Annotated in this window: 21 protein-coding genes; 2 read left to right on the forward strand and 19 right to left on the reverse strand. The window is 59.3% G+C overall.

The window, feature by feature from the left end:
• Positions 1-49: 49 nt before the first annotated feature.
• Both flhA and flhB read right to left on the reverse strand, forming a co-directional pair.
• Positions 50-2,158 (reverse strand): flagellar biosynthesis protein FlhA, encoded by a 2,109-nt coding sequence (flhA, locus tag AC56KZ_RS07045; protein ID WP_497161443.1) that lies wholly within the window; start codon positions 2,156-2,158, stop codon positions 50-52.
• Positions 2,155-3,333 carry a flagellar biosynthesis protein FlhB gene (gene flhB / locus AC56KZ_RS07050; RefSeq protein ID WP_497161444.1) on the reverse strand — a complete coding sequence of 393 codons (1,179 nt, stop codon included), beginning with the start codon at positions 3,331-3,333 and terminating at the stop codon, positions 2,155-2,157. The genes flhA and flhB overlap by 4 nt, the downstream gene beginning before the upstream one ends.
• A gap of 357 nt (positions 3,334-3,690) precedes the next feature.
• On the opposite strand from flhB, the gene AC56KZ_RS07055 reads away from it, so the two are divergent.
• Positions 3,691-3,921 (forward strand): hypothetical protein, encoded by a 231-nt coding sequence (locus tag AC56KZ_RS07055; RefSeq protein ID WP_497161445.1) that lies wholly within the window; start codon positions 3,691-3,693, stop codon positions 3,919-3,921.
• A 78-nt stretch (positions 3,922-3,999) separates the two neighbouring features.
• Here the strand turns inward: AC56KZ_RS07055 and AC56KZ_RS07060 are convergent, their stop codons facing one another.
• Positions 4,000-5,133 (reverse strand): MraY family glycosyltransferase, encoded by a 1,134-nt coding sequence (locus AC56KZ_RS07060; protein WP_497161446.1) that lies wholly within the window; start codon positions 5,131-5,133, stop codon positions 4,000-4,002.
• Positions 5,134-5,610: 477 nt separating this feature from the next.
• On the opposite strand from AC56KZ_RS07060, the gene AC56KZ_RS07065 reads away from it, so the two are divergent.
• Positions 5,611-5,892 (forward strand): hypothetical protein, encoded by a 282-nt coding sequence (locus AC56KZ_RS07065; RefSeq protein ID WP_497161447.1) that lies wholly within the window; start codon positions 5,611-5,613, stop codon positions 5,890-5,892.
• Positions 5,893-5,984: 92 nt separating this feature from the next.
• Here AC56KZ_RS07065 and AC56KZ_RS07070 read toward each other — a convergent pair whose 3' ends face one another.
• The 16 genes from AC56KZ_RS07070 to AC56KZ_RS07145 all read right to left on the reverse strand — a co-directional run bounded on the left by AC56KZ_RS07070 (position 5,985) and on the right by AC56KZ_RS07145 (position 24,548).
• Positions 5,985-8,834 carry a YjbH domain-containing protein gene (locus AC56KZ_RS07070; protein WP_497161448.1) on the reverse strand — a complete coding sequence of 950 codons (2,850 nt, stop codon included), beginning with the start codon at positions 8,832-8,834 and terminating at the stop codon, positions 5,985-5,987.
• 127 nt (positions 8,835-8,961) lie between these two features.
• Positions 8,962-10,134 (reverse strand): glycosyltransferase family 4 protein, encoded by a 1,173-nt coding sequence (locus AC56KZ_RS07075; RefSeq protein ID WP_497161449.1) that lies wholly within the window; start codon positions 10,132-10,134, stop codon positions 8,962-8,964.
• 156 nt (positions 10,135-10,290) lie between these two features.
• Positions 10,291-12,255 carry an asparagine synthase (glutamine-hydrolyzing) gene (gene asnB, locus AC56KZ_RS07080; RefSeq protein WP_497161450.1) on the reverse strand — a complete coding sequence of 655 codons (1,965 nt, stop codon included), beginning with the start codon at positions 12,253-12,255 and terminating at the stop codon, positions 10,291-10,293.
• 34 nt (positions 12,256-12,289) lie between these two features.
• The gene (locus AC56KZ_RS07085; protein WP_497161451.1) at positions 12,290-13,546 is read right to left on the reverse strand and encodes an O-antigen ligase family protein; all 1,257 of its coding nucleotides are present in this window, start codon (positions 13,544-13,546) and stop codon (positions 12,290-12,292) included.
• Between the two features lie 8 nt (positions 13,547-13,554).
• Complete coding sequence (locus AC56KZ_RS07090) at positions 13,555-14,160, reverse strand: serine O-acetyltransferase (RefSeq protein ID WP_497161452.1); 606 nt, start codon at positions 14,158-14,160, stop codon at positions 13,555-13,557.
• Positions 14,157-15,251 (reverse strand): non-hydrolyzing UDP-N-acetylglucosamine 2-epimerase, encoded by a 1,095-nt coding sequence (wecB, locus tag AC56KZ_RS07095; RefSeq protein ID WP_497161453.1) that lies wholly within the window; start codon positions 15,249-15,251, stop codon positions 14,157-14,159. Before wecB ends, AC56KZ_RS07090 begins: the two co-directional genes overlap by 4 nt.
• Complete coding sequence (locus tag AC56KZ_RS07100) at positions 15,248-16,393, reverse strand: N-acetyl sugar amidotransferase (RefSeq protein ID WP_497161454.1); 1,146 nt, start codon at positions 16,391-16,393, stop codon at positions 15,248-15,250. The genes wecB and AC56KZ_RS07100 overlap by 4 nt, the downstream gene beginning before the upstream one ends.
• Positions 16,394-16,395: 2 nt before the next feature.
• Positions 16,396-17,193, reverse strand: a complete 798-nt coding sequence (locus AC56KZ_RS07105) for an AglZ/HisF2 family acetamidino modification protein (protein WP_497161455.1) — start codon at positions 17,191-17,193, stop codon at positions 16,396-16,398.
• 2 nt (positions 17,194-17,195) lie between these two features.
• Entirely contained in the window at positions 17,196-17,840 is a 645-nt protein-coding gene (gene hisH / locus AC56KZ_RS07110) for an imidazole glycerol phosphate synthase subunit HisH (RefSeq protein ID WP_497161456.1), read from the reverse strand.
• A 9-nt stretch (positions 17,841-17,849) separates the two neighbouring features.
• Positions 17,850-18,080, reverse strand: coding sequence for a hypothetical protein (locus tag AC56KZ_RS07115; protein ID WP_497161457.1), 231 nt, complete (start codon positions 18,078-18,080; stop codon positions 17,850-17,852).
• Positions 18,077-19,114, reverse strand: coding sequence for a glycosyltransferase family 2 protein (locus tag AC56KZ_RS07120; RefSeq protein WP_497161458.1), 1,038 nt, complete (start codon positions 19,112-19,114; stop codon positions 18,077-18,079). Before AC56KZ_RS07120 ends, AC56KZ_RS07115 begins: the two co-directional genes overlap by 4 nt.
• Complete coding sequence (locus AC56KZ_RS07125) at positions 19,104-20,405, reverse strand: glycosyltransferase (protein ID WP_497161459.1); 1,302 nt, start codon at positions 20,403-20,405, stop codon at positions 19,104-19,106. The genes AC56KZ_RS07120 and AC56KZ_RS07125 overlap by 11 nt, the downstream gene beginning before the upstream one ends.
• An 8-nt stretch (positions 20,406-20,413) precedes the next feature.
• A complete protein-coding gene (locus AC56KZ_RS07130) occupies positions 20,414-21,502 on the reverse strand; it encodes a DegT/DnrJ/EryC1/StrS family aminotransferase (protein WP_497162119.1) in 1,089 nt (362 codons plus the stop codon).
• Between the two features lie 5 nt (positions 21,503-21,507).
• On the reverse strand, positions 21,508-22,095 hold the full coding sequence (locus AC56KZ_RS07135; RefSeq protein WP_497161460.1) for an acyltransferase: 588 nt from the start codon (positions 22,093-22,095) through the stop codon (positions 21,508-21,510).
• Positions 22,096-22,156: 61 nt separating this feature from the next.
• Positions 22,157-23,206, reverse strand: a complete 1,050-nt coding sequence (locus AC56KZ_RS07140; RefSeq protein WP_497161461.1) for a Gfo/Idh/MocA family protein — start codon at positions 23,204-23,206, stop codon at positions 22,157-22,159.
• 103 nt (positions 23,207-23,309) lie between these two features.
• Positions 23,310-24,548 (reverse strand): GNVR domain-containing protein, encoded by a 1,239-nt coding sequence (locus AC56KZ_RS07145; RefSeq protein ID WP_497161462.1) that lies wholly within the window; start codon positions 24,546-24,548, stop codon positions 23,310-23,312.
• Positions 24,549-24,556: the final 8 nt, after the last annotated feature.

Raw genomic sequence — 24,556 nt, forward strand, 5'->3', positions numbered from 1 at the left:
CGGTCCGGTCCCTGTGCGGCGCTTCAGCTGAGTGGTCGGCACGACACTGTTAGCCCGCTCCCACCAGACTCGTCACCCGGATCGTCTTCGACTCCGGAATTTCCGAGTGCGACAGCACCTTCAACTGCGGCAGCGCGCGTCGCAGGAAGCGCGACAACAGCACGCGCAATGGCGCCGGCACCAGCAGCACCGGCGTGTGTCCCATCGCCTCCTGCTGCTGCGCCGCGTTGTGCGCCTGCTGGGCGATGGTGTCGGCCAGGCCCGGCTCGATGCCGGTACCGTCGCCGCCGGCGCCGAGCGCCTGCATCAAGAGGCGTTCCAGACGGTTGTCGAGTGTCATCACGGACAGTTCGTTAGTACCCGGGAACAATTGCTGGACGATGGCGCGGCCGAGTGCGATGCGCACCAGCGCCGTCAGGTCGGCCGGGTCCTGCGCGCCGTTCGAGTGCTCGGACAGGGTCTCGATGATGGTGCGCATGTCGCGGATGTGAACGCCTTCGAGCAGCAGGTTCTGCAGCACCTTCTGCAGCGTCGCCAGCGAGACCACCTTCGGCACCAGGTCTTCCACCAGCTTCGGCGTGTCCTTGCCCAGATGGTCGAGCAGCGCCTGCACTTCCAGGCGGCCCAACAGCTCCGAGGCATGCGTCGTGATCAGGTGGTTCAGGTGGGTCGCCACCACGGTGCCGGCGTCGACCACGGTGTAGCCCAGGTTCTGCGCCTCGTCGCGCATGCCGGCCTCGATCCACACGGCCGGCAGGCCAAAGGCCGGGTCGGTCGTCGGCGCGCCCGGCAGCGTGCCGCTGGCCATGCCCGGGTTAATCGCCAGGAACTGGCCGTTGATGGCTTCGCCGCTGCCCACTTCCACGCCCTTGAGCGTGATGCGGTAGCTCGATGGTTTCAGTTCGAGGTTGTCGCGGATGTGCACGGCCGGCGCCAGGAAGCCCACTTCCTGCGCGAATTTCTTGCGGATGCCCTTAATGCGCTTGAGCAGCTCGCCGCCCTGGGTCTTGTCGACCAGCGGGATCAGGCGGTAGCCCACTTCCAGGCCCAGCGTATCGACCGGCATGATGTCCTGCCAGGTCGCTTCTTCGGTCTCGGCGGCGCCGGTGCGGCTGGCGTTGCCTGCCGCTTCTTCGGCGGCGGCTTCGGCTTCGCGCTCGGGCGCCGCTTTGGCGCGCTTGGCCAGCGCATAGCCGCTGCCGCCGAGCACCGCGGCCAGCAGCAGGAACACCAGGTTCGGCATGCCCGGGATCAGGCCCATGCCGGCGATGATGGCGGCCGTGATGTACAGCACTTCCGGCTTGGCGAACAGCTGGCCCATCATCTGGCCGCCAATGTCCTGGTCGTTGGCCACGCGCGACACGACCATACCGGCGGCGATCGAGATGATCAGCGACGGAATCTGCGCCACCAGGCCATCGCCGATGGCAAGCAAGGTATAGGTCTTGGCGGCGTCGCCGACGGCCATGTCGTGCTGCACCACACCGACGATCAGGCCGCCGATGACGTTGATCAGGGTGACCAGGATGCCGGCCACGGCATCGCCCTTGACGTACTTCGAGGCGCCGTCCATGGCGCCGTAGAATTCGGCTTCCTGCGACACCTCGGTGCGGCGCTTGCGCGCCTCCGGCTCGGTAATCATGCCGGCGTTCAGGTCGGCGTCGATCGCCATCTGCTTGCCCGGCATCGCGTCCAGGGCGAAGCGCGCGCCGACTTCGGCGATACGGCCCGCACCCTTGGTGACGACGGTGAAGTTGATGATGGTAAGGATCACGAAAACCACGATACCGACCGTGAAGTTACCGCCGATCAGGAAGTGGCCGAAGGCCTCGATGACCTTGCCGGCCGCCGCGCCGCCGGTGTGGCCTTCGGTCAGCACAATACGCGTGGAAGCGACGTTCAGCGCCAGGCGCAGCATCGTCGACATCAGCAGGATCGCCGGGAAGGCCATGAAGTCGAGCGGACGCACAGTATACAAGGCGGTCAGCAGGATGATCACCGACAGCGCGATGTTAAAGCTGAAGAACAGGTCGAGGACGAACGCCGGCAGCGGCAGGATCATCATCGCCAGCAGCAGGATGATCAGTGCCGGTGCGGCCAGGGCGCTGCCCTTGGCGCCCATGCCATTCGTCCAGGCCGGCATTCTGAAACTGTTCATCGAGGTGCTCCGTTATTCGTATCGGGATTCGTTTGCGACGCGGGATTCAAGGGATCCATCTCCGGCGGCACCGGCAATTTGGTCGGGCGATCCGGATACTGGCCGCCGGCCTTGCTGTAATTGCGCAGCTGGAAGACATACGCCAGCACCTCGGCCACCGCCGAATACAGCTTTTCCGGGATTTCGTCGTCGATTTCGGTGTGCTTGTAGAGCGCACGGGCCAGCGCCGGCGCCTCCAGCAGCGCGACATTATTGGCTCTTGCCAGTTCGCGGATCTTTGCCGCGATCTCGTCGGCGCCCTTGGCCACCACCCTCGGCGCGCCGCCCTGGCCATCGCTGTATTTTAGAGCGACGGCATAGTGGGTCGGGTTGGTCACGACCACGTCGGCCGTCGGGACATTCTGCATCATGCGGTTGCGCGCCATTTCGCGCTGCATCTGGCGAATGCGCCCTTTCATCTGCGGGTTGCCGTCGGATTCTTTTGATTCCTGAATCATTTCCTGGCGCGTCATCTTCATCTTGTTGTTGTAATGCCAGACCTGGTAAGGAGCGTCGATCAGGGCGATCAGCCCGAGCGCGCCGACGATGAACAGAAAAGCGCGCGCCATCAGGTCGGCAACGTGGCCGGTGCCGGCGCCGAGCGGCTCGACCGCCAGGCCCAGCACGGCTTCCTTCTGGCTCATCAGGACGATCCAGGCGACGCTGCCCACCAGCACCGTCTTGGCGATGGCCTTCAGGAATTCGACCATGGCGTTGGCGGAGAACATATTGCCGATGCCGCTGATGGGATTGAGCTTCATGAAGTTCGGCATGAAGGCTTTGGAACTGAAATTGAAGCCGCCGATCATCAGGGGCGCGGCCAGGGCAACGAGCATGATGGCGAAGGCCAGCGGCAGGCAAGCCAGCATTACGCCGCCGACATCGTTGGCGATGCGCTCGAGCAGGACGTTCGGATTGTAGATTTGCTCGCGGTCGAGCGAAAGACCCGACTCGAGCGCGACGGACAAGCGGCCGACCAGGCTGCCGCCGGTGATCCACAGGCCGCCGCCGGCCGTGATCAGGACGGCAAACGTGGCCAGTTCGCGCGAGCGTGGAACATCGCCGTCTTCGCGCGCTTTCTCGAGTTTTCTGGGAGACGCGTCTTCTGTCTTTTCCGCGCCGCTGTCTTCTGCCATTGCCCTGCTCCCTTGTCGCTGCCACCAGACAAGGGCCTGGCGCTGAGGGGTGATTATCCACCTAGTTGCCGCACGGCTATACCGCGATTAGCCGGGCAAAAGCCTGCCTGTTCGGCGCGCAGCGGCAGGTCGACAGTGCGGGTCAGGATGGGAAAAAGGACCAGTATTGTGCTAACTCAAGTGCGAATCACAATTTTCATTGCAGATTGATGTAGGCTTAGTCGGACAGAATGAATGGTCGGAAGTTATTAAATCGCAAATTGTCAGCAAATGTAACGAGTATGCCGACAAGCGTGCTAGACTTATCCCATCAGAAGTCGTTATTTGGCAAACTGAAAGGTGAGTATGAAACTGAGAATGCCAAAACGTCCGCTCCAGAACCCGACTCCGGCCATTGCCGCGGTTGCGCACTGCGCTGAACGGATAGACCGCACGATTCCCCTGCTGCGGACCCTGATGCTCATTGCTGGCCTGCTAGCCGCTGCGTTTCAGGCGGGAATGGTCGCCGATTACCTGTTCGGTAGCGGCTTGCTGCTGCACTGGGCGATCTGGTTCCAGCGCTGGTGGACCGGCAACCGCCACAGCTAACGCAATACCGGATAAATACAAAAAAGCCGCGTCGACTTCGTCGACGCGGCTTCTTTTGTTTTTTGCCGGTTGCTTTGATCAGCTGACGGTACGAACCTCGTCGACGTCGTCGATCGTCACGACCGCCGGACGGCGGATGCGGACGCTCCAGCGCCCGCGCACCACGCGGCCATACGCCGCCACATACAAGGCCAGTTGAATCGCCACCAGTACGATCGCGCTCGATACCGTGTCGCCCAGGAATACACTGCCGGCGATGCACAACGCAACCACAGGGCTGATGAACCAGACCACGCCGGCGTTGCGCTTCCACGAACGCGATGGATCACGGCGCACATGCTTGTACACCACGCGGCGGAACACCAGCGTATGCAGGTGCAGGGCATCCGGCGCGCCAGGGCTGGTGTTCTGGATGAAGCGGCGGCGATAAATGCTGAACATGACTTCGATGATCGGATAAGCGCACACGCCCAGCACTTGCCACGCATTGATTTCGGCATGGCGGGTCAGCAGCAGCACGGCCATTTCGGCGACCCAGAAGCCGAGGAAATAAGCGCCGCCATCACCCAGGAACAGCTTACCTGCCGGATAGTTCAACAGGAAAAACCCAAGCGCCGCGCCCGCACTCAAGGCGGCCAGGGTCATGACGAAGGTATCGTTGTGCTGCCAGGCGATCAGGCCCAGGCCCGCGGACATCAGGATGATGGTGCTGCTCGACAGGCCATTGAAGCCGTCGATGATATTCACTGCATTGGCGGCGCCGGCAACGACGATGGCGGTCACCACAATGGCGATCGGCGCATACACCAGCAGGCTGTCGAGGCCCCAGATATTCATTTCGTCGACCGTGGCGCCCAGCAACAGGCTGGCCAGCAGCGAACTCGCCACTGTCGCGGCAAGGCGCACACGTACCGACACCTTCTTGGTAAAGTCCTCGATGACGCCGGCAATAAACGCCGGAATACTGGCGCAGAGAAGCAGCAGAATCAGGTTAAGCTCCGCCGCATCCATATAGCCTGGAAAAGCCATCGCAAAAGTGCCGATAACGCTCAACAGGCCGGCCATGACGCCAATGCCGCCGATGCGCGGCACCGCGGTAGTGTGTACTTTCTGTACGCCGCCCAGGTCGTGGTCGTGGGTCAGCTTTCCGTGCCAGCGTTGCGAACCAACGATTGCAGCATTAAATGCGAAGCTAGTACCAGCGGTGAGCAAGCCAATTTCCAACACTTTTTCAAGAAGCATTCTTGGGTACATCCTTATTTTTATGCACTGAACGATTCACAATCTGATCATGCCGGTGCAAGCAAGTCCTGGCGAAGCGGCGCAGCGCGCCTAAAGCTGTATCACCCTCCTGCAGCCATGCAGACGTCAACTGTTTCTTTGCGTCCGCTCAACAAGCGCGATGCGCTAAGTTGAGGTACTGCAAGATTATACTAGAGTAGCGGGCTCTTCCGACTGCTTTCACGATTTTTCGTCCCCAATCTGTCTGTTTTTGGCTGCTTCCGGAGCCTTTGAATAGAGACACCTGCATGCATTTTTTAAACAAACTTTGATTTCCAGGCTCCCTGCATATGAAGGATCAAAACAACACTTCATGCTTTTTTTGAGTCAAAGCAACGTTCATTGATATAATCATGTGGCAATCACTGCACCCAACAGATATCTGTTAATCGTACATAAGGAAACTTCATGAAAAAGATTCTCGCCCTGAGCGCCGCCCTGAGCCTGGTTTCGGCCCAAGCATTCGCCCAAACCGCAGAGACCCCAGCTGCACAGAACAACGCTCAAACCGCTCCTGCTGCTGCTGCTCCTGTCGCAACTGGCCCACTGGCTGGCCTGTCGGCCCGCACCGGTCTGTCGACCGGCGCGCTGGTTGCTGTCGGTGTCGCGGTTGCCGCAACCGTCGCCATCGTTGCTGGCAACGACGACGAGTCGACCACCACGCACGCAACCACTCACCACGGTAAATAATCTCTACGGGCGTCATGCCCGGAGATTTTGGTGAAAAAAAACTGGCCGCTTACGCGGCCAGTTTTTTTGTGCCCATACCCTACCAATCCTGATCAGTAGGTCGTACTCCAACTGACGCTGACGGACTTCGCAGTCGGCGCCACCGCAAACTGCGATCGTGAGTCGTCGCGCTGCGCTTGCCACAGCCAGCTGCCGATTGCATACCCCAGCACGCTACCGGCTACCACGTCCGACACCCAATGCTTTCGATCGGCAACCCGCCCCATCGAACTGACCGCTGCCAGTCCATACAGCCATGGCGCGTCGTATTCTTGGGCAAATGGCGTGACAGCAGCGAACGCAACCGCTGCATGGTTCGATGGGAACGAGTAATCCGAGCGCTTCGGCTTACAGCCGCAGACTCCCTCCTCCTGACCTGGTCGCTCTCGACGCACGACCCGCTTCGTCAACATCGACAATCCGGCCGAAGCGCCAATCGACTGCACGGAAATGATTCCTATATTTTGCATACGTGAATCGCCGAAGGCTACCGCGGCACCGGCGGCGCCGGCCAGCGCAACTGGCATTGCCTGGCCGACATTGCCCCAGCTATCCAGGACGCGCTCCCCCTGGTGCCTGGTGACAAAGCGGTCGACCGGCTTGTCGAGCGCAGCACCGGCAAGGATCGCGCCACCGGCCAGCAAGGAGCCTTTCGCCCACTGCGGCAAGCTTGGAGCAGTGGACACCGATTGTTCGACGCGCCAGCGAAAAGCCGGCCACGGGCTTGGCATGGCGCGCGCAGGCGGATTGACAGCCGGATGATTTGCCTCGTCCGGACGCTCGGCAAAATTCCCCAAACCGTCGAGGGTTGTGAGGTCCCGCCGCGCGTCTTCCATGATTTCGTAGAGGTCGCCAGGGCTCGCCACCATCTGGCCGACGTCGCGTGTCCATGGCGAAATACCAAGACCTGCACTAGCCTGGGTATCCGACAGCAGCATGATGTTCAGCGGAACTGAAAGGAAGATTCCTTTATCGTTATAGGGATCGCTCGGCGAACCAGGGCTGGTGATGTCGTTGCCGTTGGTTTTGGTATACCAGGCGCCAATCTCGACACCTGAACGGAAGCGGCGCTTGAACTCGAGGCGCACGCCATCATCCTTGGCGAGGAAACGACCTGCCCGTGCCGTGACTGTAATGTCGTAGGGCAGCCGATAATGCAGGGCTCCCAAGGCAGTAACGGTACTGTAATCACGCTTGTCGAACAAGCCTTTGAAACCGCGCTGTTCGAGTGCATCGACACTCAGGTCCGCTGCCCAACGCTGATCCTTCGGCAAATACAACACCTGGCCACCGACGCCGCGGTACATCTCTTCGTACAAACCTCCCGAAACGCGCGCGTACAGGCGCTCGTCGAGCGTCATGTATTTATTCAGCAGTGCGCGGTTGATCTTGAAACGACTGCCGCGCTTGTATTCCGCCACGTCGGTACGAACGTGCGGCAGCAGGCTGTTGGACGGCTGGGTCACACCCGATACATTTTCAAGAAGGTTGAATTTCAAGCTACTGTTGAAATACAGTCCTTCGCCGAGCCGCTTATCGTAATTCGATACTGCCGCCAGTTCGTAACGCAGCGCACCGCTTGGATCGTTGACGAAGAAGGAGGCGCGTGGCGCGACCCGGAAACGGTTCGCCTCGCGGTCTTCCGACTTGAGCTGGACCATTTCGCCGCCTTCACTCACGCGAATGCCGAGAGCGGAATCCTCTTCACGCGTGGCTGCAAGCAAGCCCTGCTGATCCGCCGATATGCTGTCCGCCGGAGTCGAATAGCGCACCAGCACAGTCTGCAGGAATGCCTCACGGTTGACGAGCCCGGTGAAATAATCGCTCATCCTTGGCAAGTCGAAAAACTCATAGGTTGCAACCGGCTGTTCGATCCTCGTGTACGTCACATGGATCGCGCGCGTGCCCTGAGGTGCGAACGCCAGCGCTGTCCGGGTCGCGCGTCCTACGGCGCGGCCCATGTTCGTGATGCGGGTGTTTGTCAGGCTCAGCTTGAGCGTATCCCCGTCCAATTGAACGCGAATGTGGCGGAAGTTTTGCTTGGCCAGGGCCTGAACCAGGGCCGCTTCTTGCCGCTTGTCCTGCTCCCAGATGGCTGCGCTGACGCGCTGTGGCGGATTTTTTGGCTGGAATGGCGCCGGCTCGAGCAATTTGGGCAGGAACTCTCGTTCAGAAAATGGAATGCTGACATAGGCATTGGCGCTGAAGTGGTCCCGATGGCGGGCAACCTGTGCGGACAGCCAGCCCCAGTGGTATTCGATGCCCACCACAGGTCCCTTGCGGCGACTCCCAGCCACCGATTCTGCCGACCGGAAGTCTTTTGGGTAATCGTTGGCGTCATATTCAGCGACGACGGCCCAGCCTGGCGTTGCCAGCGGAGCCCAGCGAACACCGCCAAAAGCGCCGTCCGGCCTGTTATTGCCATATCCGAGGCTCGCCTCGATATTGCGGGCGCTGCCAAAGGTTTTGGATGCAACGACATACTGGCCTTTGAAAAGCGCCGTGCCCATGACGTCCGTGGCACCCACCGCAATGGCTGGAAACCATGCCGACTCCTGCACCAAACGCAACTTTCCATCGACAACCTTGTCCTTGTACCGCCCATACTCGCTGCCGTATTCGCCCTGCACCCGCGTGAAGCCCGGGATGCCGGAGACCGAAACATAGCGGCCTGTAACCTGCAAAAAAGGCAAAGGCGTAGCAGTAACCCACAGGTTGCCGTAGGGACGGTCGTAGCTGTAGCCGAGGGAAAATGTACCGTCCGCCGCAAGGAAAGCGCTCGGCATGTTGACATACCCTAGCTGGCCCTGATTGTTCGCGGTTGAACCGACAGCATTCGCGGCGCTGAATGCAAGGATTCCGTAGAGAGGGTATTTAAGAGGACGGCAGAATTCGAGTAGCAATTAGGAGAACCTGTTGTGATGACTATGGAAATCCGGTGGGCTTACCACCGGTTGATGAAATGCGGGCGCCGGCAGGTAACTGGCGCCGGTTGAAGAATATTTCTGACGAGTTGACAAGACTGCAGGTTCAGGAATTAATTCGCTTGGCCACATAATCCGCCAATTCAGGCTGGGCCGACGCAGGTTTGGAGATAGCGTCAATGGCTTGCAGATATTTTTGGATAACAAACTGTTCGTCGTACTGTTGCTCGACCTTGCGCCGCCCGGCCCACCCCATCGCTGTACGACCTTCCGCGGGCAGCGCGATCATCGCGCGCATCTTCTCAGCAAGCGATTGCGCGCATTTCACCTTGCAGAGCAAGCCGGTCGTCCCGTCGTCGACGGCATCCCGGCAACCAACCACATCAGTCGCAATGATCGGCCGCGCCATCGCGGCGGCCTCGAGCAGCGAGCGAGGCACACCCTCGCGGTAGGACGGCAACACGACGCAATCGGCGCCCGACAAATAGGGACGGACATCGTCAGTCCTGCCGAGATAAGTTACTAGGCCTTCGCTTTCCCACGCCGCCAGCTTATCGGCGGGAATTCCATTCGGGTTACCCGCGCCTGTCGCTCCAAGCAGGTGGAACTCCACTGCAGCATTATCCCTGCGAACGAGGCGCGCGGCCTCTGCGAACTCTTCCACTCCCTTGTCCCGCAGCATACGCGCGACCAGGAGGAAGCGGAACGGCGCCAGAGGCGAAGGGGCAGCCGTTCGCGGATCGAAGTGATCTAGGTTCAATCCCGACCCCGGCACAAGGTCGGTCTTTCGTCCAGACACGAGGCCTGCACCAATGAATAAGGCCAGGTCGTCGGCGTTCTGGAAAAACACCTTGTGCGAGCGTTTCAGGGCAGTTTTATACAGACCCTTGACGATTTTCGTCAGCAGGCTATCGCGAATGAACGTCGCACCTAGTCCTGCAATATTGTTAATTACCGGAATACCGAGCGCATGCGCCGCCAGCGAACCGTACACATTGGGTTTAACGGTGTAGCCGAGGAAGGCATGCGGGCGCAGCCCGCGCAGCACCGAGTAATAACGTGCCAGCAAAGCAAGATCGCGGCCCGGGTGGGTGCCATTGTTATCCATTGGCAGATGGATCACGCGGCAGCCGAGCCCTTGCAGCCGCTGTGAATAATCGTCGGAAGGTGCAAGCGCGATGACTTCGTATCCCGCTTCGATCAGGGCGTGAATCAAACCTGCGCGGAAATTATAGATATTCCAGGTAGTGTTGATCGAGATGACAATCTTGCGCTTCATTATTTGTTTGCTGTCCGAGTTGCACCCCACGTGGACATCAAGACGCACGCATGGCATAAAAACCCGCGTCACGTGGACGCGGTTTGTTTTCTTCGGACAACAGGATAACGCAACAGCGTGCTCGACGCTAATTCTTGAGGCGAATACCGTTGCAAATCAGCGGTTTTGCTCGTACCACGACTGGAACATCAGCACGTTCCACAAATGGTGTTCCCAGTTACGCTGGCCGGACACATGCTCTGTCCATTTCTGCCGGATCGGCGCCGGATGGAAGAATCCTTCCTCCCGCAGGCGCGATTCGTCCAGCAGGGCTTCGGCCCAGGACAGCAGCGGGCCACGCAGCCACTCGCCGATCGGCACACCAAACCCCATTTTCGGTCGTTCGATCAAGGCTTTGGGGACATGGCGGTAAAGTACCTCGCGCAGTACCCATTTGCTCTTGCCATCGCGTAGTTTCAGCGACTGGGGCAGGTGCCACGCGAATTCAACAACCCGATGATCGAGGAAAGGAACCCGCGTTTCCAGGGACACGCCCATGGCCGCACGGTCGACCTTGCAGAGGATATCGTCGGGCAGATAGGTCAGCGTGTCCATCGCCATCATGCGCTGCGCGCCGCCCAGACCGTCCAAGGATGGAGCATTGCCGTCCAATAGGGTCGGCGGCACCTGCGCGCCGATGACCACCGCAGCGGGGTCGAGCCAGTGCGAAACCAGGTTCAGGTACAGCGCGTCGAGCGATCGGCTCGCCAACACAGCGGCCCCTTTGTGCACCTTGTCGCCAAAGTTGACGTAGCGCGGCGAACCGCCCGTCAAGCGGCGAGCGCCACCGGCTAGGCGATTCCAGGTGGCGGGCGACAAACCGACGAAGGCGCGCGCCGCAAGCTTGCGTACAGGAACCGGAACTGCAGCCAATTTGTTCCATGTGCCGGCAGCTACCTTGTAGCGATTATAGCCGCAGAAGAGCTCATCGCCGGCATCGCCGGACAGCGATACCGTCACCTTTTGGCGCGCCAGCTGCGATACCAGGAAAGTCGGGATCTGCGAGGAATCGGCAAACGGCTCGTCATACAGTTGCGGCAGGCGTGGGATGACCGCCATTGCCTGCTCGGCCGTGACATACAGCTCGGTATGGTCAGTGCCGAGGTGGGCGGCTACCCTTTTGGCGTGCTCGGCCTCGTCGTAACCGTCTTCGTGAAAGCCGATCGAGAAGGTCTTCACTGGGCGCGCTGACTGTGCCTGCATCAGGGCCACGACCGTCGACGAATCGACCCCGCCCGACAGGAAGGCGCCGAGCGGTACGTCGGCCATCATCTGCTGGCCGATTGCGTCCTTCAGCAGGACTTCGAGCGCGTCGACCGCCTGCTCGGCGCTTCCCTCGAAGGGGGTGCGCGCACCGACCTGGGCTACTTCGGCTGCCGACCAGTAGCTCGACACCTGCGGCGTGGGCTGGGCCAGCGATATAGTCAGCAGGCTGGCCGGGGGCAATTTGGCGATGTCTTCATAGATGGAATATGGCGCCGGGATGTGGTTGTGACGCAGCTGCAGCGCGAGCGCGCCGCGGTCGATCCTGTTTTCGAATGCCGGATGGGCACGCAAGGCCTTCAGCTCCGAGCCAAACAGGAAGACCGCGTCCTTGCCCTGCCCCTGCCAACCGTAATACAGCGGCTTTTCGCCAAGGCGGTCGCGCCCCAGGGTCAAGCTGTGGCTGGATTTATTCCAGAGTGCAAATGCGAACATCCCCACACAGCGTGCGAGCGTCTCGTCCACGCCCCAGGCTGCAAAGCCGGCCAGCAAGGTTTCGGTGTCCGAGTGCCCGCGCCAGGCCGGCGCCGCGTCCGCGGTTTCCAGCTCACTGCGCAACTGCATGTGATTGTAAATTTCGCCATTGAAAACCAGGACGTAGTGACCGTCTTCGGATGTCATCGGCTGGTGGCCTGCCGGCGACAGATCGACAATTGCTAGGCGGCGATGTCCGAGCACAATGCCGGCCGTGGCATCGGACCAGGTGCCAGCACCGTCCGGACCACGGTGCGCGATTGCCAGGGCCATTCTTTCCGCATACGATTCCAGGTCGCCAGTCCCCGTTCCGTTGTTTGTCAGGAATCCTACAAAACCGCACATTGACGTTTTCTTTCTTTATTGGTCGGGTTGTGCATCACATCCCCGAATTTGCGCGGACCGCCGGCGCGTGTTCGTGTTGGCGCGACGCTACTACCAGGTAAATACCGTGAGCAATCAGCACTGAAATGTAGAAAAGACGGTAATTCTTCATGAAGTCGCCCGTCGCCAGCATCAGGAAGAAGGCTGCCGCCGTTGCCAGGATGCCCAGTACCAGCTCGCCCGACGGCGCCAGTTTCAGCGAGTTAGTAAATATCCACAAGAAAAAGCTTCCGATAAGCAAGGCGAGAGGAATTCCATACATCACTGGCCAGGCAATCAGCTGGGCGTCGGTCACATCGAGGCCATAACTGCGTCCCGGACCAATTCCAAGCAAAGGCGACCGCTCAATGAACCTCAGTGCGTCCCTCACCAGGTCAAAACGGATCGATGCGGTGTCCACCTGCGCCAGGTTGCCGGCCTGTACCGCCTTGATCAGCTCGACGATACGGCCGAAACCGCCCATCGCCTCGAGTGCCTGCGCTATCCATACGATGGCCACTCCATGCAGGACCAGCATGAGAACCAGTAGTCGTGGCCTGCGCGCCGCCCGCACCACATTCAACACGTACAGCGCCATCAGGATAGGAGCCGCCGCGAGGAGTCCTGAACGCGAGCCGGTGAGAAACAGCGAGACGATGGTGAGGGCCGCAAAGAGGAGAGACTTCCTGAAAAAGGAAAAATAACCCAAGGCCAGGATAAAGACCAATGCAGCAAAATTCGGGTTGGTAAAGGGAATTCCGATCCGAATATGGCCGAAGTCAAACTGGATCTTTGCTTCACCGTAGATGACCATCAACAGTTTGGCAAACACCGGGACGTTCAACAGAAGCAAGGCGGCCGTTATCAGATTGAAGAGAATAACGAATTTCAATACGCGCTCAAGCTGCACCGCAAAAGACGATGTCGACGCTGTCCCGATAAACAGCGCCAGGGGGATAAAGATCAGGAACCGCAACAGGTCAGGAACGTCGCCCGAGCTGGTCTTGATGTTCAGTACAACGGCCGCGTGCAACGCGCTTGCTGCCCCGCAGGCGGTCACGATGAGAAAGAATCCGGTCCAGACCTGAGGCTTGATTCCCGCCGTGGCGCAGGCTGTCCGCCTGACAACGAACAGCAAAATGATCGCGCTCAGCACCTGGAAAGCCAGCCATATCCACTCCACGGCCCAACCGAACATATGGCCTGGCACGAACATGACAAAAAAGATCGAAGCGGGAACCCCGAAAAACTGCATCCCTCTTTGCTCGGACATTCAAAAACCTATTTGTCTTTTTTATCGGCTGCTTTTGATTTCGCCATGCCCGCGCCGTCGATCAGGTACTCGTGCGCGCTTTTTCTGGAAAGGACGCGTGCAGGAATTCCGCCAAGCGTGACATTTTCTTCGTCGCAAGAGCTGTTGACGACCGCTTGGGCGGCGACCGCCGTCCCGTGCGCAATACTTATCGCACCGAACAGCTTGGCGCCAGGTCCGAGGTAGCAGTTATCGCCGATCTGTGGCGCCTGGTCCTGCGTCCCTGCCGCCGTGCCGATATTCACGCACGAATGGATGCGGCAGTTCTTGCCGATTCGGGCGTGGGGATTGATGATGACCGGCCCGCGATGCGCCAGGCTCAGACCTGGCCCGACGACGAATGGCGGAATCTCGAAGTTGAGCAGCAAACCGAGCCTGTAATAACGATACCGCCAGAAGAACTTCGGCAGCATTGCCAAGATCCGCCGTGGCTTCGCTGTCCAGTATTCGTGGAACCGGAGCGCCCGCTGGTATTTCCAGATATCGTCCCCGATCAGGCGGGGACGCTTTCCTTTGACATTCAGGGAAATACGATCTGCCTCCAGAAAATACCTGAGCTCTGCCGGAGACATCATGCAGCGGTCGATGCCACGATCGTTTGCACGATCTGCTGGGCGGTGTCGCCGCGCCCGTACGGCAATGCCTCGGTATCGCCATGGCGGCCAATGGCATTGCGTGCGCACAGGAGGATGTCGTCTTCGAGCACATCGACGAGCACATTCCAGCCCAAATCGACCAGTTCGGTCCACTCGGTCTGGTCACGCAGGGTGACGCAGGGGACACCGAAGAAATACGCTTCTTTCTGCACGCCGCCAGAGTCGGTGACGATCAATGCCGCAGCGCGCTCGAGTGCCAGCATGTCGAGGTAACCGAGGGGCTCGACGATATGCAGATGCGGCGACGATTCCACTGCACCGAGGCCGAGCGCGGCCAGGCGCGAACGGGTACGCGGGTGCAAGGGCAGGACCACCGGAATTTCCGATGCCAGCGCAGCCAGGGCCTCGACAATACGGCGCAACTTGCGCGGGTCGTCCGTGTTTTCCTGGCGATGCACCGTCGCGAGCACAAACGATCCGGCGGTGAGACCGTGCCTGACAAGCGCTTCCGATGTGGCGCCGGCCATTTCGCTGAAGTGCAGCGCGGCGTCATACATGATGTCGCCGACGAGGTGAACGCCTTTGCGCATGCCCTCCGCCGCCAGGTTGTCAACCGAACTGGCGGTCGGGCACAGCAAGAGATGCGCCAGATGATCGGTCAGCACGCGGTTGATTTCTTCAGGCATGCGTCGGTTGTACGAACGCAGCCCCGCCTCAACGTGGGCAATCGGGATATGCAGTTTCGACGCGGCCAGTGCGCCGGCGACCGTGGAATTGGTATCGCCGTAAACGAGGACCATGTCGGGCTGTTCAGCGATCATCACCGGTTCGAGCGCGCACAGCATGCGACCGGTCATGTCGCCATGGTTACCGCCCGAAATGCCGAGCGCGTGTGCCGGCGCCGGAATACCGAGCTCCGTGAAAAACACATCGGACATCGATGGGTCGTAGTGCTGACCGGTATGCACAATCACTTCAGCGAACTGGCCCGAGGCGGCGAACGCCTTGCTCAGCATCGCTGCCTTGACGAATTGCGGTCGCGCACCGACGATCGTCAGAATTTTCTTCATTTCGACACTTCCTTCTTTGGCTTCAGCAAGTCCATCAAACGTGACTTAGTTTTGAGCAACCCTTCGATGCGCTTGGCATTCGAAGGATAGTCAAGATAAGTCTTGGGTGGACGGGCAAGAATTTCGTCGAACTCAGCCTCTGGAACGCCCAGTTTTTTTGCAACAAACTTCTTGTCCTGTAACGCATCTTCCGGCTTGAAGGGCGGTGTCTTCAGCTCTTCGAGGGCCGCTTCCCGCGTCATCTCGCCCGAGACCACCATGCTTGCGCAATGCGCACGCCGCTTATCGAAGCCAAATTTCGTCGGCAAATAATAGGACTGGAAAAACTTGGTGAAATGCGATTCATGGTGCTTGCCGCCATAGTCGCGCCAGCCATATTCGTCCATCAGGAACTGCTTTACCTCTTCCTTGCGGTAGTCCTCGAAATTGAGCATCTTCAGCACTTTGATCTTGCGGATATACGGCCACCAGAATGTGTACTGGAACAGCGAGTAGGTCGGGAAGGAGCGCAATGGCCGCGTGCCGAACCTCGCGTGGATGGCGCGCAGGTGCTTCGAATCGATACTGGTGTAGCCCCAGCTTTCGGGCAGGATCGATTCGGTCTGCAGGTTATGACCGCTGATAACCCAGCGAATGCCCTTTTTTTCGGCAAGCTTGAACAGCACTGCAACGAATGCATGATCCTGGGGAACGTCGCAGTTCGACACGGCGGATTTTAAAAACGCCAGCTGCAAATCGCGCATTTCGTCCCAGTCGATCACCGTCGTAAACAGGTCGATATTGAGTTTTTCAACCAGGCGTTCGATGTTGCTGACCGCAAGCTCCGAGTTCCATCCCGTGTCGACGTGTACCGCAAGTGGACGCAAACCCAGCTCGATAACGCGGTGCGCCACATAACTGCTGTCGACGCCCCCGGAGATGCCGATGATACAGTCGTAAGGTTTGCCTTTCCCTTCCGCTTTCATGACATCGACGTAGGCGCCAAACGCCTTCCTTCCCTTTTCGCCTGTCAGAATTACCGGCTTTTGCAGGGTATCGAAGTCGATGCAGTGGTTACAGACACCCTCGGCATTAAACGTGATCTCGACATCAGTCGTATCCATTACGCAACGGGTACAGATTTGATAACTTCGAACAGTCATTTTTAGTCGTTCTTTACGTTGTTATTGATATGCGCGTGCATTTGCTGAGCGCTTGGGTAACTCAACAGTACGGCACGGTGCGGCCCGCGGTAGATGAACAGTGCGCCGGCCGCCACTGCGGAGGCGCCGGATTCCTTCACAGCGCGCACCAGGTCGGCCGAATCGGCGGCGCCGCCGCTGGCAATGACCGGCAGGGGGGTGCGCGAGGAGACCGCCTGGATCAGGGCGTGGTCATAACCGGAAAACGTGCCGTCCTTGGCGATACAATTGAGCAGGAGTTCACCTGCGCCGGCGTCAGTGACGGCCTGAACCATTGCAAACAGGTCCTTGGAGACACGCTTGGTGCCGGAGCGGGTGTAGACGTGGTAGCCACCGAGCCAGCCGCGTTTTACATCGACGCTGACGACGATACTCTGACTGCCTACGGCATTCGCGGCCGCGCGGATCAAATCCACATTCTCGAGCGCCGCCGAGTTCAGGATGACTTTTTCGACGCCGAGCTGGATGATGCGCTCGATCTCGTCCACGCTGGTAATTCCGCCACCGTAGGCGAGCGGCATGAAACACTCGCTCGCCATCTCGTTGATCAGGTCGAAATCCGGTCCGCTGCCATTGCGGGTTGCCGAGATGTCCACGACCGCAATCTCGTCGACTTCCTTCTCGTTGAAAATACGCAGACTATTGATGAGGTCACCAACGTAGCTGGGATCGCGAAAGCCGGTTGTCTTGACGACGCGTCCGCGGTCGACCTGCAAGCAGGGGATAACACGGAATGGATTGAATGCTTGATTCTCAGTCATGCTTACTCCAACGCAAGGGCAGCGAAATTACGGAATAAGGCCAGCCCGAACTTATGGCTTTTCTCGGGATGGAACTGGGCGCCGTACACCCTGCCACGCTCGATGGCGGCGGCGAAGTCGTGACCGTAATGGGCTATGCCCGCCACGTCGCCGGATTCATCGCAGTCGAAATAAAATGAGTGAACGAAATAAAACCTGTTCAGTTCGTTCAGCTCGCCCTGCAATAAAGTCGCGGTTCCGCGCGGGCTCACCGAACGCCATCCCATATGGGGAATGCGCAGCGATTGCGCGTCGGCCATGCGCGCCGGATCGAAACGGCGGACGCGTCCCGGGATCAGGTTCAGTCCGGGCAGGACACCCTCTTCGCTCGACGTTCCGAGCATTTGCATGCCGACGCAGATACCGAGGAGCGGGGTGCCGCGCGCTACCACCTCGCGCAGCGCGGTTTCCAGACCTTCCGCCCGGTCGAGGGCGCGACGGCAGGCATCGAACGCGCCGACACCGGGCAAGACGACGCGCTCGGCGCCCAGCACCTCGTCAACTGTTCGCGCAAAAACCGGTTCGGCGCCGGAGCGGCGAATCATGTTGGCAACTGAATTCAGGTTGCCCACGCCGTAATCGACTACGACAATGGTCGGTTTATTCATGAATGAGTTCTAAATAGGACTGCTGGAAATATTCGACAGCGGTCGCAGGGAGATTGCCGTGTCATTTCCTGGCAGGGGCAACAGGCACCCGGCGCAAGCGAGGTTTTGCAGTACCAGCATGAGCTCATCACTGCGCCGTTTGGCCGGATCGTAATTATAGCTGAGGGAGGACACGAGAAATCGGCGGACGCGGATCAGGCCCGACACAAGCGCCAGCAGGCGACCGATCGACTGGGTCATCGCATGGACCTGGCGGCCCTGATCGATCTGGCGGGCTGCTCTTTTACATGGGAGTTCGCCAGAACCTGCTCGATCACCGGAGTGAAGTCTGCCTTGAGCCGGCCAAGCCCGCAAATCAGCTGCGACTGCCAGCAAGTATTGTTGATGGCTCCCCTGATGCCTGAACGCGCACAGTTCGCCAAAAAGGCAACCGATGGGAACACCAGGCCATACCAGCCCAGCACCGGCGAAACGAGTGCGGCCGACATCAGGCCTGCCGACATCAGGTAAGTATCCGGTTTCAAGCGTGCGAAATCGAGGAAGTTGCCGTTACGAAGAGTCAGCTGGGTCACCTGCCCTGCCCCGTAAAATTTCTTCCCCAGGTACGAGCGGTAGGGAACCACGACGCCAGCCAGCTTGCGCAGGGTCGCTACCTTTGGCGTCTTGTGCTCGACCAGGCGGCATGAATGCCAGATGACCTCGACACCATGTGCCAGCAAGCGCGAATACAATTCGGACTCTTCGTAAGCGAACAAGGTGCATGCCCAATTACCAGCGGCAATCACATCGTTGCGAGGCAATATCGATGTGCCACCGATCATCCGGCATGGCTTTCCTGGACGGTTACCCTTGAACTCGATCAGGTCGCGCGTACCATCGGGGAACACATTCTCGGTGTAAGCGCACAAGCCCGCCCGCTCGCGACCGGAATTGATCAGCTCCTGAATGACCGGCATGCTGTCAGGGCACAGCTCCATGTCCCCGTCCATGTAGAGGATCCAGGTTCCCGTACAATTGTTGGTCCCGACGTGGCGCGCCGCGCCCGCATTCAGGTATTTGCTTGCAGTTAAGCAGATTACTTTCTCGAAATTTGCCTCGGCAATCGCGACGGAATCGTCCGTCGACGCGGAATCGACGAAAAGTGTTTCGTACTCGATGCCGAGCGCATCGAGCTGCCGCAAGGATGCGGCGCAGGCAGCCAGATGGCGGCCCTCATTGCGACCGATGACGCAAATGCTCAGCTGTATTGTCCGGCCAGCCTGTTCAGGAAACATGTGCCGCTCCCGAACGCGCCGTGATGAGGTCGAGCAGCATGGAAAACTGTCGCTCGCGACTGAACGATTCCATCTGCCCCGTCTCGCGGGCCGGCAACAAGCGTGCCGCTTTCAGCGCAACCAGCTTTGTCAGCATCGCGCGCAGGGCTTGTGGATCCGAATGGTTCGCGCAGAACAGCGACTTGTCTTCCTTGAGAAGCGCATTGACGGCCATCTGGGGCGGACCGACGGAGACGATCGGTAAGCGCGAAGCAACATATTCGAACACCTTTCCGGTTACGACCTCGTCGGCGCCATCCTCGCGGGTATGCAGCAGCAACAGGGCATCCATGTCCGCCATTTTTTTGAACACGTCGCGGTGGGTGAGTCGCGAGCCGATTAACAAGCGCCGGCCCAGGCGTTGCTGCCAGACGGGAGAAAGAGCGATCGTGCCGTAGAACTCGAGACAAATGGACGACTCCGGCATCTGCTCGACAATCTCGAACAGGCATTCGGGGTTGCGGTAACTATCTTTCCCGTCGTCGATCGCGCCGAAATACCCGAGACGCAGCGTACCTTCCGGCTTTTCCGTCCAAGGGAAGTGTTCCAAAATCGACGCGTCGAAGCCGTTGGCGATCAGGTGCGCCTTGGCTGCCAGGGAAGCATCCGAATAGCCGATCGCCTTGCCCAGCATTGGCTGGCTGATGTAGGTGAAGTTGTCGCACTGCCCGAGCACCTGACGCTCGAATCGCTCGTTGAGCTTTTGCAGGAACGCGGTGTCTTTGCGAAACAGCGACGAGCCGTTCCAGCTGTCGCGGTAATCCGCGAGCCAGTGGACGGACGGCATACGGCGCTTGAGCCAGGCCCCGACCAGGTGGATGCTGTGTGGCGGGCCTGACGTGATCACCGTGAGGCCCGGCTCGGACTGTGCGATTTCCAGCGCGGCACGCTTCATCCGCCCGACCGTAAGCACTGCGGTATCCGGAGTCAACCCTTCGATGACGGTACGCTTAAGGCGGTTCTTGATCCGGCCAAGCAGGGACGCAGTCCCCTGGCCCTGTCCTGGCTGGCCGGCAAACACGCGGGCGCCTGCCATTGCAACCGGGTCGTCGACATACGTGATCGACAGCGAGGCCAGCAGTGCGTCGTAACCAAAGGTATCGACGTGAGGCGTTCGTGCGCATAACACCCTGACCTTGCAGCCTTTACTCTGCAGGTACTCTGCCAGCTTCAGCATACGAATTGCCCCACCCAGACTCTTGATATGGGGAGGGAAACCATATGTCACGATAAGTATTGACTTCTGAGACATAGACCGCGTCAGCCCCGCGCGCTGACCAAGGCGGCAACGACACGATCCTGGTCGGCCTCGGTGAGGTAGGCACTGAAAGGAAGGCTGAGCACCCTCTTTGCGGTCTCGTTCCCCACCGGCAAGATTGCGCCAGCATCTGCCACAGCTGGCTGCAGGTTCAGCGGAATCGGGTAATGCACCGCGGTTGGCACACCGGCTTCCTTGAGATGCGCCTGTACCGCATCGCGCTGTTCCACACGGACCGTAAACTGCGCCCACGCGCTGGTATTGAACGATTCGACGTAAGGCACCGTATCGAAACCGGCCTGCTCCAACAACATCGAGTAGCGTGCCGCAACCTGGTTACGCAGTGTCGTCTCGTCGTCAAACACGCTGAGCTTCGACAGCAAGACAGCGGCCTGGACCGTATCGAGGCGGCTGTTCACGCCTACCCGGATATGGTGGTAGCGGCGATCCTGGCCATGGCGCGCGATCTGACGCATGATTGTCGCCAGTGAATCGTCGTTCGTAAAGATCGCGCCGCCATCGCCGTAGCAGCCAAGCGGCTTGCTCGGGAAGAAACTGGTGCATGCGATGGTCGACAGATTGCAACTCTGGCGCCCCTTGTAAGTGGCGCCAAAGCTTTGCGCAGCATCCTCGATTACCGGGATGCCGTGCTCGGCGGCGACAGCATTGATGGCGTCCATATCAGCGCATTGGCCATACAGGCTGACCGGAATAATCGCTTTGGTGCGTGCAGTGATCGCTTGCGACAGCGTGGCCGGGTCCATGTTGTAGGTGCGCGGGTCGATATCGACATAAACTGGCCGCGCGCCCAGCAGGGCAACGGTTTCGGCCGTGGCGATGTAAGTGAAGCCCGGTGTGATGACTTCATCGCCGGGGCCGACGCCAAGCGCCATCAGCGCGATTTGCAACGCGTCCGTTCCGTTGGCGACACTGATGCAGTATTTCGCTTCGGTGAAGGCGGCAAGCTTCGTCTCGAGTTCCGCCACTTCAGGGCCGAGAATGTATTGGCCATGCTCGAATACTTTCAATACGCGTGCGTCGACGTCGTCTTTCAGGCGCGCGTACTGGCTTTTCAAATCGCAGAATTCCATTGCTTTCACTTGTTCTTCTCCACGTTGCATTTTCCGTCCCTTAATACGTAACGAACTCCCATATGCGGGCAAATCGTTTCTCCATCGCCTTCGATCGGGAGCGCTAGCCGTTCACCGTACTGGCTCATCCACCCAATCTGCCGTGCAGGGACGCCAACCATCAGGGCATAGGGCGCGACGTCGTGCGTGACGACAGCGCCGGCGCCCACAAAAGCGAACTCGCCGACCGTGACACCGCAGACGATCGTGCAGTTGGCGCCCAGCGTCGCCCCTTGCCGGACGGTCGTCCTGCGATATTCGCTCTTGCGTTGTACTGCCGCGCGTGGGTTATGGACGTTGGTAAATACCATGCTCGGCCCGCAGAATACATCGTCTTCCAATGTCACCGCGTCATAGATGCTGACGTTATTTTGTACCTTGCAGTTATTCCCGATAACCACATCATTGCCAACGAAAACATTTTGCCCGAACGAACAGCCAGAGCCAATGCGCGCTTGGCCGCAAATGTGGGCCCAGTGCCATACACGGGAATCTGCGCCGATGGTTGCGCCGTCATCGACGATGGCGGTAGGGTGAATAAGTGTGTTGGTCATTTTGGTCTGATTGAGGTCGCGGTTGTACGTGATTGCCGGCGCATGAACGCCTGAAGAAAACTTAATATTCCAGGGGCAGCGAGATGGTTTTGCCGTCGCGTGCCGCCAGGTAGGCCGCAACCAGCACCTCAAGCGACTTCAAGCCCTCCCTGCCGTCCGTTTCCGGTTCCGCCAGTCCACGCATCGCGTCCACGACATTCTTGTAATACAGGGGATGGCCATAGCCATATACCGACGTGGTCTCGTAATTAGCGGACGAGATTTGCTCATCGTAATCCTTCGGCTCGGCGAAGTTCCACATTTCGATCTCGTTCACGGCCACGCCGCCAATGCGGACGGTGCCCTTTTCGCCGAGGATCGTGATGCTGCCTTCCAGGTTCTTCGGGTAGGTCAGCATCGTGACGCTCATCGAGCCCAGCGCACCGTTGCGCCAGCTGACATTGAGCACGCCGGTGTCTTCGACTTCGATATCACGCGTGGTACTCATCATTGCCTGGATCTTGTCGACTGGGCCGATCAGCCAATCAAGCAGGTCGACATAATGGCTGGCCTGGTTCATGAATGCACCGCCGTCGAATTCCCAGGTACCGCGCCATTTCGCCTGGTCATAGTACGACTGCGGACGCGACCAGAAGACATTCAGGTGCACCATGTGGATCTTGCCGAAGCGTTTTTCTTCCACTGCACGCTTGAGGAGCTGGAGGGTAGTATTACGCCGGTTCTGCTTCACCACGAACAGATGGACTCCGGCTTCGTCACAGGCTTTTACCATACGTACGCCATCGCTCCAGCGGGTAGCCATCGGCTTTTCCGTCATGACGTTGACGCCGTGCTTTGCAGCCAGGACGGCTTGGTCGGGATGGGTACCGCTCGGGGTGCACAAGGCGATCAGGTCAAGCGTTTCGGACTTGAGCATCTCTTCAAGGTGGCGGTACGCCGGCACTTTGTATTCGGCGGCATGCGCATCGAGCACAACCTGGTCGACGTCGCAGACCGCTACGAGTTCGAAATCATCGCCATGCTGCTGAATTGCTGCAAAATGGTTCTTTGAAATACGTCCGCAACCCACCACCGCAATACGAATCTTCCTGCCGGTAATTGTCTTTTTCACTGTTATTTCCAATATTTACTATTAAGCTTGATGACCAGGCGATCGTCGATTCGATGGCCTTTGGAATGTCCTGATAACTGGAATGGCTTTCGCCATCGCTCTGTCACCGCATGCGCAGATGGGACCGCAATTCGTCCCATTTCCCGGCACGCTCTGGGGAACTGCGCGCCCGACGTTTCATTTCGAGGACGAAAATGAATGCAAGGCAGGTAAAGATGGCGAAGAGCGAAGCAAGCAGCACGAGCAAGGCGCGCTTCGGCCGGGCTCGCCGCTCCGGCGTAACCGCCGGATCGAGCACCTGAACCACCGCGTGGTCTTTTGCTTCCTCCAGGCGGGCGATTTCATATTGCTTGGCGAGTACCTCGAACAGCATTTGATAATATTTAACGTCCCGCAGCAGCGCGATGTTCTCGATTCCACCAGTAGCGCCAGACCCGTTCGATTCGGACGGCCGTCCGTTTTGAAGTTTCGCGATCTCGTTACGCAGGCTGCTCAGATCTTCCACGACGCGGCGATACTCCGGGTTAGTCGTAGTAACGAAGGCCTTCATCGATTCGAGCTGCACCTCTTTTGCAGAGACTTGCGCGCGCAGGCGTGCCCCAGTCTCGACAATTGCAGCGCTTTCCGCATCAACGCTGACGACACCGCGTGTGCCAAGCCCCTGCTTGAGCGATACCTCTGCTTTTGTCAGGCGGTTTTTTGCCAGCTCGAGCTGCTGCTCGTAAAAGAGGCGTCGCTGCGAAGCTTCGCTCAGCGCAAGGGTGGTCGTGAGCCGCTTCAATTCATTCGCGTAAGCGTTGGCCAGCGGTGCGACGCGTGCCCGGTCGTGATCCTCCACTTCGATCGAAATCAGGCCTTCTTTGCCGACCGCGATCATGGTGTTGCGCGCCAAGAACTCGCGCGCTTCATCCTGCGATTGCGTCCCATAGACCTTTTTCAGGTCGAAAGCCGTGATCAGCCGGTCTGCTACGGTTCGACTGGCCAGCATGCCGATATACAAGTCGTTAGGGCTCTTCAAACCAGTAACGCCGGCCGCCATGCCGGCTGCGCCGCCCAGTTGCGACAGGAGCGCGGCAGCTCCGCTCTGGGCCTGCTGAGGGGGCAACAGTTTGGTATTCGCTGAATACACCTCTGGCAGGAGATAACTGCCTCCGGCTGCCAGCAAGGCTGCAGACAAGGTCCATCCCACCAGTTTTTTCTTGTGACGAGCCAGCACAATCAACAGGTCGACAAGACCCAGCTCTTGCTCGCTACCGGCAGACGAACTACTTCCTGTCGTATTTGCCTCATTCATTTCTACGGCCACTTTCACGCTTTTAAAGGGAGGCGACGCCGCCGCCATGGTTGTCG

Source organism: Telluria sp. LT2P34 (assembly GCF_059685915.1).

Bases quoted from the DNA above. Each gene is read 5' to 3' on its own strand.
- AC56KZ_RS07135 (WP_497161460.1), bottom strand. From the start codon at position 22,095: ATGACCAACACACTTATTCACCCTACCGCCATCGTCGATGACGGCGCA.
- AC56KZ_RS07120 (WP_497161458.1), bottom strand. From the start codon at position 19,114: ATGTTTCCTGAACAGGCTGGCCGGACAATACAGCTGAGCATTTGCGTC.
- AC56KZ_RS07100 (WP_497161454.1), bottom strand. From the start codon at position 16,393: ATGACTGTTCGAAGTTATCAAATCTGTACCCGTTGCGTAATGGATACG.
- AC56KZ_RS07145 (WP_497161462.1), bottom strand. From the start codon at position 24,548: ATGGCGGCGGCGTCGCCTCCCTTTAAAAGCGTGAAAGTGGCCGTAGAA.
- AC56KZ_RS07115 (WP_497161457.1), bottom strand. From the start codon at position 18,080: ATGACCCAGTCGATCGGTCGCCTGCTGGCGCTTGTGTCGGGCCTGATC.
- wecB (WP_497161453.1), bottom strand. From the start codon at position 15,251: ATGAAGAAAATTCTGACGATCGTCGGTGCGCGACCGCAATTCGTCAAG.
- hisH (WP_497161456.1), bottom strand. From the start codon at position 17,840: ATGAATAAACCGACCATTGTCGTAGTCGATTACGGCGTGGGCAACCTG.
- asnB (WP_497161450.1), bottom strand. From the start codon at position 12,255: ATGTGCGGTTTTGTAGGATTCCTGACAAACAACGGAACGGGGACTGGC.
- AC56KZ_RS07055 (WP_497161445.1), top strand. From the start codon at position 3,691: ATGCCAAAACGTCCGCTCCAGAACCCGACTCCGGCCATTGCCGCGGTT.
- AC56KZ_RS07125 (WP_497161459.1), bottom strand. From the start codon at position 20,405: ATGTCTCAGAAGTCAATACTTATCGTGACATATGGTTTCCCTCCCCAT.
- AC56KZ_RS07085 (WP_497161451.1), bottom strand. From the start codon at position 13,546: ATGTCCGAGCAAAGAGGGATGCAGTTTTTCGGGGTTCCCGCTTCGATC.
- flhA (WP_497161443.1), bottom strand. From the start codon at position 2,158: ATGAACAGTTTCAGAATGCCGGCCTGGACGAATGGCATGGGCGCCAAG.
- flhB (WP_497161444.1), bottom strand. From the start codon at position 3,333: ATGGCAGAAGACAGCGGCGCGGAAAAGACAGAAGACGCGTCTCCCAGA.
- AC56KZ_RS07090 (WP_497161452.1), bottom strand. From the start codon at position 14,160: ATGATGTCTCCGGCAGAGCTCAGGTATTTTCTGGAGGCAGATCGTATT.
- AC56KZ_RS07105 (WP_497161455.1), bottom strand. From the start codon at position 17,193: ATGACTGAGAATCAAGCATTCAATCCATTCCGTGTTATCCCCTGCTTG.
- AC56KZ_RS07075 (WP_497161449.1), bottom strand. From the start codon at position 10,134: ATGAAGCGCAAGATTGTCATCTCGATCAACACTACCTGGAATATCTAT.
- AC56KZ_RS07130 (WP_497162119.1), bottom strand. From the start codon at position 21,502: ATGGAATTCTGCGATTTGAAAAGCCAGTACGCGCGCCTGAAAGACGAC.
- AC56KZ_RS07065 (WP_497161447.1), top strand. From the start codon at position 5,611: ATGAAAAAGATTCTCGCCCTGAGCGCCGCCCTGAGCCTGGTTTCGGCC.